This is a genomic window from Gammaproteobacteria bacterium (genome assembly GCA_019911805.1).
Lineage (GTDB): Bacteria > Pseudomonadota > Gammaproteobacteria > Thiohalobacterales > Thiohalobacteraceae > JAHJQQ01.
Genome location: JAIOJV010000089.1, coordinates 1 through 8,815 on the forward strand (window position 1 = coordinate 1; position 8,815 = coordinate 8,815).

8 protein-coding genes and 1 tRNA gene are annotated in these 8,815 nt (G+C 60.6%); all 9 read left to right on the forward strand.

The window, feature by feature from the left end:
- Positions 1-110 (forward strand): elongation factor Tu (locus K8I04_11530; protein MBZ0072341.1); only part of this gene is annotated, 110 nt, incomplete at its 5' end.
- A gap of 160 nt (positions 111-270) precedes the next feature.
- A tRNA-Trp gene (locus K8I04_11535) sits at positions 271-346 on the forward strand.
- Between the two features lie 96 nt (positions 347-442).
- Positions 443-820 carry a preprotein translocase subunit SecE gene (gene secE / locus K8I04_11540; protein MBZ0072342.1) on the forward strand — a complete coding sequence of 126 codons (378 nt, stop codon included), beginning with the start codon at positions 443-445 and terminating at the stop codon, positions 818-820.
- Between the two features lie 3 nt (positions 821-823).
- Positions 824-1,357: a transcription termination/antitermination protein NusG gene (gene nusG, locus K8I04_11545; GenBank protein MBZ0072343.1), complete on the forward strand. Its 534-nt coding sequence runs from the start codon at positions 824-826 to the stop codon at positions 1,355-1,357.
- Between the two features lie 304 nt (positions 1,358-1,661).
- The gene (gene rplK / locus K8I04_11550) at positions 1,662-2,090 is read left to right on the forward strand and encodes a 50S ribosomal protein L11 (GenBank protein ID MBZ0072344.1); all 429 of its coding nucleotides are present in this window, start codon (positions 1,662-1,664) and stop codon (positions 2,088-2,090) included.
- A gap of 3 nt (positions 2,091-2,093) precedes the next feature.
- On the forward strand, positions 2,094-2,786 hold the full coding sequence (rplA, locus tag K8I04_11555) for a 50S ribosomal protein L1 (protein MBZ0072345.1): 693 nt from the start codon (positions 2,094-2,096) through the stop codon (positions 2,784-2,786).
- A 547-nt stretch (positions 2,787-3,333) separates the two neighbouring features.
- Complete coding sequence (gene rplJ, locus K8I04_11560) at positions 3,334-3,864, forward strand: 50S ribosomal protein L10 (GenBank protein MBZ0072346.1); 531 nt, start codon at positions 3,334-3,336, stop codon at positions 3,862-3,864.
- A 60-nt stretch (positions 3,865-3,924) separates the two neighbouring features.
- Complete coding sequence (gene rplL / locus K8I04_11565) at positions 3,925-4,305, forward strand: 50S ribosomal protein L7/L12 (GenBank protein MBZ0072347.1); 381 nt, start codon at positions 3,925-3,927, stop codon at positions 4,303-4,305.
- Between the two features lie 214 nt (positions 4,306-4,519).
- The gene (gene rpoB, locus K8I04_11570; GenBank protein MBZ0072348.1) at positions 4,520-8,770 is read left to right on the forward strand and encodes a DNA-directed RNA polymerase subunit beta; all 4,251 of its coding nucleotides are present in this window, start codon (positions 4,520-4,522) and stop codon (positions 8,768-8,770) included.
- The last annotated feature ends 45 nt before the right edge of the window (positions 8,771-8,815 follow it).

Consider the following 8,815-nt stretch of genomic DNA (forward strand, 5'->3'; position numbering starts at 1 on the left):
TGACGGTGTCGCTGATCGCGCCGATCGCGATGGAAGAGGGTCTGCGTTTTGCGATCCGCGAAGGTGGCCGCACCGTCGGCGCCGGCGTGGTGGCGAAGATCATTGAATAAGATGCAAGAGACAAGAGGCAAGATACAAGTCGAAACCGTTTGGACTTGTATCTACATGAGAGATGCAAGAGGCAAGTAAAACCGTTTGTATCGAAGGCCGATGCCAGGATTTAGGTGTTACTTGCTATCTTGTCTCTTGAAACTTGTATCTGAATTTATTAGGCCAGTAGCTCAATTGGCAGAGCGGCGGTCTCCAAAACCGCAGGTTGGGGGTTCGATTCCCTCCTGGCCTGCCATTTAGTCGGAGATACAAGAGTCAAGATACAAGAAACAAGTAAAGCCTGGGTGTTTTACTTGTTTCTTGTATCTTGACTCTTGTATCTGGGTTGAAGATGAATTCGAAGGTCGAGACAGAAGGGTCGGGATTGGATACCGCAAAATTGGTCGCGGCCGTGACCTTGCTTGTGGCGGCGGTCATCGGGTTCTACTACTACGCCGATCATTCCCTGTTGTTGCGGGTGTTGGGCCTCCTGGCCGCAGCGGGTATCGCGCTGGTCATCGTGGCGCAGACCGCGGTGGGTGGGCGCCTGCTCGGCTTCGCCGCCGATGCCCGCACCGAGGTGCGCAAGGTCGTCTGGCCGACGCGGCAGGAAACCATTCAGACCACGCTGGTCGTGTTCGCAGTGGTCATCTTCATGGGTATTTTGCTCTGGTTGTTAGACATGCTACTGCTCTGGGCAGTCCGCCTGCTGACTGGGCAGGGAGGCTGAGGCATGACCAAGCGTTGGTATGTAGTGCACGCCTATTCGGGCTTCGAGAATCAGGTCAAGCGCTCGTTGATCGATCACATCGCGCGTCACGGGTTGCAGGACAGGTTCGGCGAGATCCTGATCCCGACTGAAGAGGTCGTGGAGATACGCGAGGGCCAGAAGCGCAAGAGCGAGCGCAAGTTCTTTCCGGGCTATGTCCTGGTGCAGATGGAGATGGACGACGACACCTGGCACCTCGTCAAGAACGTGCCGAAGGTCATGGGATTCATCGGTGGCACCAGTGACCGGCCGGCGCCGATCACGGATCGCGAAGCGGAATCCATTCTGCAGCGCATCCAGGAAGGCGTGGAGAAACCCAGGCCCAAGGTGCTGTTCGAGCCGGGCGAGGTGGTCCGCGTCACCGACGGCCCCTTCAACGACTTCAACGGCGTCGTCGAAGAGGTCAACTACGAGAAGAGCCGCCTGCGCGTGGCAGTGCTTATCTTCGGCCGCTCGACGCCGGTTGAACTGGAGTTCAGTCAGGTTGAAAAGGCATGACCGGTGATCGGGTCATGCCTTTTACTGAGAGACAAGTTGCAAGTTACAAGAGACAAGAAAACCCGGGTTCCTGATTCAACCGGCCACTTGTCTCTTGCACCTTGTATCTTGTCACTGGCGTGACACGCAAAGGGTCTTGCCAGTGGCAAGATACGACATACAAGAGACGAGGGACAAGATACAAGATACAAGTCGCTTTTCGTGGTATGAGAGGGTTTGACTTGCATCTTGTATCTTGCAACTTGCATCTGAATTTAACAGGGGAGCCTGACAACAGGCGCTTGCACCCGCTACAGAGGTCGTCATGGCAAAGAAAATCCAAGCGTACATCAAGCTGCAGGTCGCAGCTGGCAAGGCCAATCCGAGTCCGCCCGTCGGTCCGGCGCTGGGCCAGCACGGCGTCAATATCATGGAGTTCTGCAAGGCGTTCAACGCCCAGACCCAGGGTGTCGAGCCGGGCCTGCCGCTGCCGGTGGTCATTACCGTCTACAGCGACCGCAGCTTCACGTTCATCACCAAGACACCGCCCGCAACGGTGTTGCTGAAGAAGGCGACCGGTGTCGAGAGTGGCAGCGCACGTCCCAACAGCGAAAAGGTCGGTAAGGTCTCGCGTGCCCAGCTCGAGGAGATCGCCACGGCCAAGATGCCCGATCTGACAGCGGCCGATATGGATGCCGCGGTGCGCACCATCGCCGGTAGCGCCCGCAGCATGGGTCTGGACGTGGAGGGTTGAGCCATGACGAAACTGTCCAAGCGTATCAAGGCGATCAATGAAAAGATCACCCCCGGCAAGCTGTACGCCGCGGAAGAAGGGTTCGACCTGCTGAAGCAGCTGGCGAGCGCCAAGTTCAAGGAATCGGTCGATGTCGCGGTGAACCTCGGTGTCGATCCGCGCAAGTCCGACCAGGTCGTGCGCAGCTCCACCGTACTGCCGAACGGCACCGGCAAGAGCGTGCGCGTCGCGGTGTTCGCACAGGGCGCCAATGCCGACGCCGCCAAGGCCGCCGGCGCCGACATCGTCGGTTTCGAAGATCTGGCCGAGAGCATCAAAGGCGGCAGCATGGACTTCGACGTCGTCATCGCCAGCCCGGATGCTATGCGCATCGTCGGTCAACTGGGCCAGATCCTCGGTCCACGCGGGCTGATGCCGAACCCGAAGGTCGGTACCGTGACCCCCAACGTCGCCGAGGCAGTGAAGAATGCCAAGGCCGGCCAGGTCCGCTACCGCACCGACAAGGCGGGCATCATCCACTGCACCATCGGCAAGGTGGACTTCGAGGTCAGCGCCCTCAAGGAGAACCTGCAGGCGCTGCTGGCAGATCTGAACAGGATAAGGCCGTCCACCGCCAAGGGCGTTTACATGAAGAAGGTCACCGTTTCGACCACCATGGGTCCGGGTGTGGTCCTGGATCAGGCGACATTGGTTTGATTCAGGTGCTAGGTGCTAGGTACTAGGGCCGAGGAAAATCGTCTGATTCCCTCGGCCCTGGAGCCCAGACCCCAGGCCCTGATTTTAAAAGATATTATAGCGTTTTGCAGTTGTTGGGCCGAGGTATCAGGACCGAGGTAGGAAGAAGGTTTCCCCCTCGGCCCTAGCACCTAGAACCTGGGCCCTGGTTTTAAAGAACTTTGTGGCGTTTTGCAGTTGCTGGACCGAGGTGCCAGGACTGGGGTAAAGGAAGAAGGTTTTCCCTCGGCCCTAGCACCTAGAACCTCGGCCCTGGTAACAGCATCCGCCGTCAAAGACCGCAGGTGCTGTAGATCGAATGGGGACAGAATTGAATTCTGTCCCCGACCGCATCGCAGCTTAATGGCAACGGCCTGCGCAGATGGTGTCGCCCCAGACAGGATTTCTTGTCCGTGGCCACCGTACCGCGGAGAAGGAAAGGGGGCAGAATTGAATTCTGCCCCTCAACCGACTCCTTCAGTAGTGGTCCGGATGCGTGGCTTCGGTTGCGCATTCCAGGAGGTAAACGATGGCACTGAGTCTTGCAGAAAAGAAGACTGTCGTCGCCGAGGTGGCGGAGGTGGCTGCGACAGCCCTGTCCGCAGTGGCCGCCGAGTATCGCGGCCTGACCGTCGGACAACTCACCGAGCTGCGCAAGAAGGCGCGCGAAGACGGTGTGTATGTGCGTGTGGTCAAGAACACCCTGGCACGCAGGGCCGTGGCGGGTACCGAATTCGAGTGCATCTCTCCCGAACTGGTGGGGCCGTTGGTACTGGCCTTTTCCCAGGCCGATCCGGGCGCAGCGGCACGCGTAGTTCGCGACTTTGCCAAGGGCAATGACAAGCTGATCGTGAAGTTTGTGTCCGTAGGTGGCCAGTTGCTGGCGGCCGGGGACATCGAACGTCTCGCCAGCCTGCCGACCCGCGACCAGGCCCTGGCTATGTTGATGGGCGTGATGAAGGCCCCGATCGAGAAGCTTGCCCGCACGATCAACGAAGTGCCCGGCAAGCTGGTGCGTACGGTGGCCGCGATCCGCGACCAGAAGCAGACGGCAGCCTAACCCGTTTTTTACATTTCCAGCCGCGTGCTACGCGGACAAGAGTCACAGGAGTAATTGATCATGGCCGTTTCCAAAGAAGACATCCTCGAAACCATCGGCAGCATGAGCGTGATGGAGGTCGTCGACCTGATTTCCGCGATGGAAGAGAAATTCGGTGTGTCGGCTGCCGCCGCCGTGGCGGCTGCGCCGATGGCCGCCGCCGGTGGTGCTGCCGCGGCTGCCGAAGAGCAGTCCGAATTCAACGTCATCATGACCAGCTTTGGTGCCAACAAGGTCAACGTCATCAAGGCGGTCCGTGGCATCACCGGCCTGGGCCTGAAAGAGGCCAAGGACATGGTCGAAGGCGTTCCGGCGACCATCAAGGAAGGCGTGTCCAAGGCCGAGGCAGACGACATCAAGAAGCAGTTGGACGAGGCCGGCGCAAGCGTCGAGGTCAAGTAAAATCGAGCTTCTGCACCTTGTACCCGGGTGTGCACCGCGCACCCGGGCTCAAGCAGGGACCGGGCTGGTAGCGTAATCTCGCTGCCGGCCTTTTCCCGTTACTTAAAGATACTAGGTTCTAGGTTCTAGGTTCTAGGGCCGAGGGAAAACCTTCTTCCTTCGCCTCAGCCCTAGAACCTAGGACCTAGAACCTGCATTTCAGAGAGGAATACCGATGGGCTACAGCTTCACCGAGAAAAAACGCATTCGCAAGGATTTCGGCAAGCGCCCCAGCATCCTTGAAGTCCCTTTTCTGCTGGCGACTCAGATCGAGTCGTACCGGGGCTTCCTGCAACTCGACAAGCGTGCTGACAAGCGCGCCGATGCCGGGCTGCATGCCGCCTTCTCATCGGTATTCCCGATCACCAGCTACTCCGGCAATGCTGCGCTGCAGTATGTGAGTTATCGGCTGGGCGAGCCCACCTTCGACGTGAAGGAATGTCAGATGCGCGGCATGACCTACGCCGCGCCGCTGCGCGCGCTGGTGCGGCTGGTCATCTACGACAAGGAGGCCGGCGGCGATACGCCGACCGTCAAGGACATCAAGGAGCAGGAAGTCTACATGGGTGAACTGCCGCTCATGACCGATACCGGCACCTTCGTGGTGAACGGTACCGAGCGCGTCATCGTGTCGCAGCTGCACCGTTCCCCGGGCGTGTTCTTCGATCACGACAAGGGCAAGACGCATTCCTCCGGCAAGCTGCTGTTCTCCGCGCGCGTAATCCCGTATCGCGGCTCCTGGCTGGACTTCGAGTTCGATCCCAAGGACTGCCTGTTCGTGCGCATCGACCGCCGCCGCAAGCTGCCGGCAACCATTCTGCTGCGCGCGCTCGGCTACGATGTCGAGCAGATCCTCGAGCTGTTCTTCGAGACCAATACCTTCCACCTGGGCAAGGATCAGGTGACGCTGGATCTGGTCCCGGAGCGCCTGCGCGGTGAGACCGCGACCTTCGAGATCATCGTCGGCGACAAGACCCTGGTCGAGGAAGGCCGGCGCATCACCGCGCGCCACATCCGCGAACTGGAGAAGTCCGGTGTGAAGGATCTGGTGGTCCCCGACGACTATCTGGAAGGCAAAGTGCTGGCGCACAACATCGTCGACACCTCGACCGGGGAGGTCGTGGCCAACGCCAATGACGAATTGACCGCGGAGCTCATCAAGAAGATCCGCGAGGCCGGCATCACCGAGCTGCACACGCTGTACGTCAACGATCTGGACCGTGGCCCGTACATCTCCGAGACCCTGCGCATCGATCCCACCCGCACCGAGCTGGAGGCACAGGTCGAGATCTACCGCATGATGCGTCCGGGTGAGCCTCCGACCAAGGAGGCGGCGCAGAACCTGTTCAACAATCTGTTCTTCACCGACGAGCGTTATGATCTGTCGGCCGTCGGCCGCATGAAGTTCAACCGCCGCGTCGGTCGCGAGGAAATCGAGGGCCCCGGCATCCTGATCGACGACGTCTATCAGACCAGGCAGCTCGAGGACCGCGTGAAGCCCAAGGACGACGGCCACAAGATCCGTGTCGATGACCTGACTGTCGAGATGAGGAAGTTACCGGGTCTGGTGGCGAGAAAGGGCGCGCAAGATATCACCTGGGGTGAGCTCAAGCAGGCGCTGGCCGACTGGGGCTCCGACATCATCCATGTGATGCGCACCCTGGTCGACATCCGCAACGGCAACGGCTTCGTCGATGATATCGACCATCTGGGTAACCGTCGCATCCGCTGCGTCGGCGAGATGGCCGAGAACGTCTTCCGTATCGGCCTGGTGCGGGTCGAGCGCGCCGTGAAGGAGCGGCTGAGCCTGGCCGAGAGCGAAGGCCTGATGCCGCAGGAACTGATCAACGCCAAGCCGGTGGCCGCGGCAGTCAAGGAGTTCTTCGGATCCAGTCAGCTGTCGCAGTTCATGGACCAGAACAACCCGCTGTCGGAAGTCACCCATAAGCGCCGCGTCTCGGCCCTGGGCCCGGGCGGCCTGACCCGCGAACGTGCCGGCTTCGAGGTGCGCGACGTACATCCGACGCACTACGGTCGCGTCTGCCCGATTGAAACCCCTGAAGGCCCGAACATCGGCCTGATCAACTCGCTGTCGGTGTATGCGCGCACCAATCAGTACGGCTTCCTCGAGACGCCGTACCGCAAGGTCGTCGACAGCCGCGTGACCGACGAGGTGCAGTATCTGTCGGCCATCGAGGAGGGCCGTTACGTCATCGCACAGGCCAACGCGATCGTCGACGAGAAGGGTCACCTGATCGACGAGCTGGTGTCCTGTCGTCACCAGAACGAGTTCACGCTGTCAACGCCGGATCGTATCGACTATATCGACGTGTCGCCGAAGCAGATCGTGTCGGTGGCCGCCTCGTTGATTCCGTTCCTGGAACACGACGACGCCAACCGTGCGCTGATGGGCTCGAACATGCAACGCCAGGCCGTGCCGACGCTGCGTGCCGAAAAGCCGCTGGTCGGCACCGGCATGGAACGTTCCGTCGCCACCGACTCCGGCGTGACCGTGGTCGCGCGCCGTGGCGGTGTGGTGGATTCCGTCGATGCCGGCCGCATCGTGGTGCGTGTCAACGACGACGAGACCGTCGCCGGTGAACCGGGCGTGGATATCTACAATCTGACCAAGTACACCCGTTCCAACCAGAACACCTGTATCAACCAGTCGCCGCTGGTCAAGATCGGTGATGTGATCGCCCGCGGCGATGTGCTGGCCGACGGCCCCAGCACCGACATGGGTGAACTGGCGCTGGGCCAGAACCTGCTGGTCGCGTTCATGCCGTGGAACGGCTACAACTTCGAGGATTCCATCCTCATCTCCGAACGCGTGGTGCAGGAAGACCGCTTCACCACCATCCACATCGAGGAGCTCACCTGCGTCGCCCGCGATACCAAGCTGGGTGCCGAGGAGATCACCGGTGACATCCCCAACGTGGGCGAGGGCGCGCTGGCGAAGCTGGACGAGTCCGGCATCGTCTACATCGGTGCGGAAGTGAAGCCGGGTGACATTCTGGTCGGCAAGGTGACGCCGAAGGGCGAGACCCAGCTGACACCGGAAGAGAAGCTGCTGCGCGCGATCTTCGGCGAGAAGGCCTCGGACGTGAAGGATACCTCGCTGCGCGTGCCCTCCGGCATGGACGGCACCGTGATCGACGTGCAGGTCTTCACCCGTGACGGCGTCGAGAAGGACAAGCGTGCCATCCAGGTCGAGAACGAGATGCTGGCCGGGGTGAAGAAGGACCTGAACGACCAGATGCGCATCATGGAGGAAGACGTCTATCACCGCGTCGAGAAGCTCCTGCTGGGCAAGGTCGCCGAGGGCGGGCCACTCAAGCTCAAGAGCGGTGCCAAGATCGAGAAGGGTTACCTCGCCGAGGTGCCGCGTGAAAAGTGGTTCGAGATCCGCCTCAAGGCCGAAGACGCCAACGAGCAGTTGGAGAAGGCCGCCGAGCAACTGAAGGGTATCCGTGCCGAGTTCGACAAGCGCCTCGAAGAGAAGCGCATGAAGATCACGGCCGGTGACGATCTCGCCCCTGGCGTGCTGAAGATGGTCAAGGTGTACCTGGCGGTGAAGCGCCGCGTACAGCCCGGCGACAAGATGGCCGGTCGTCACGGCAACAAGGGTGTGATCTCGTCCATCGTGCCGGTGGAGGACATGCCGTATTCTGCTGATGGCACCCCCGTCGACATCGTACTGAATCCGCTCGGCGTGCCCTCGCGCATGAACGTCGGTCAGGTGCTGGAGACGCACCTCGGCTGGGCCGCGCGCGGTCTGGGTCTGAAGCTCGGCAACATGGTCGCCAACGGCAACAAGGTTACCGACATCCGCAAGTTCCTGGATGAGATCTACAACTGCAGCGGCAAGACCGAAGACATCAAGTCGCTCAATGACGCGGAGGTAATCGAGCTGGCGCGCAACCTGGAACAGGGTGTGCCGATGGCGACCCCGGTATTCGATGGCGCAACCGAGGCCGAGATCAAGACCATGCTCAGATTGGCGGACCTGCCGGAGTCCGGTCAGACCGAGCTGATTGATGGCCACACCGGTGAGGTCTTCGACCGCCCGGTGACCGTGGGCTACATGTACATGCTCAAGCTCAACCATCTGGTCGATGACAAGATGCACGCGCGCTCCACCGGCCCGTACTCACTGGTCACCCAGCAGCCGCTGGGTGGTAAGGCACAGTTCGGTGGTCAGCGCTTCGGCGAAATGGAGGTGTGGGCGCTGGAGGCCTATGGCGCCGCCTACACATTGCAGGAGATGCTGACCGTGAAATCCGACGATGTGAACGGCCGCACCAAGATGTACAAAAATATCGTGGACGGTGACCATCGCATGGAGGCCGGCATGCCGGAGTCCTTCAACGTGCTGGTGAAGGAAATCCGCTCGCTGGGCATCAATCTGGAGCTGGAGCAGGACTGAGGCTGAGATTCGGGGATCGGGATCTGGGATTCGGGGATCGGGGAT

Excerpts from the sequence above, each read along its gene's own strand:
- secE (MBZ0072342.1), top strand. The coding sequence starts at position 443 with ATGAATTCGAAGGTCGAGACAGAAGGGTCGGGATTGGATACCGCAAAA.
- nusG (MBZ0072343.1), top strand. The coding sequence starts at position 824 with ATGACCAAGCGTTGGTATGTAGTGCACGCCTATTCGGGCTTCGAGAAT.
- rplK (MBZ0072344.1), top strand. The coding sequence starts at position 1,662 with ATGGCAAAGAAAATCCAAGCGTACATCAAGCTGCAGGTCGCAGCTGGC.
- rplA (MBZ0072345.1), top strand. The coding sequence starts at position 2,094 with ATGACGAAACTGTCCAAGCGTATCAAGGCGATCAATGAAAAGATCACC.
- rplJ (MBZ0072346.1), top strand. The coding sequence starts at position 3,334 with ATGGCACTGAGTCTTGCAGAAAAGAAGACTGTCGTCGCCGAGGTGGCG.
- rplL (MBZ0072347.1), top strand. The coding sequence starts at position 3,925 with ATGGCCGTTTCCAAAGAAGACATCCTCGAAACCATCGGCAGCATGAGC.
- rpoB (MBZ0072348.1), top strand. The coding sequence starts at position 4,520 with ATGGGCTACAGCTTCACCGAGAAAAAACGCATTCGCAAGGATTTCGGC.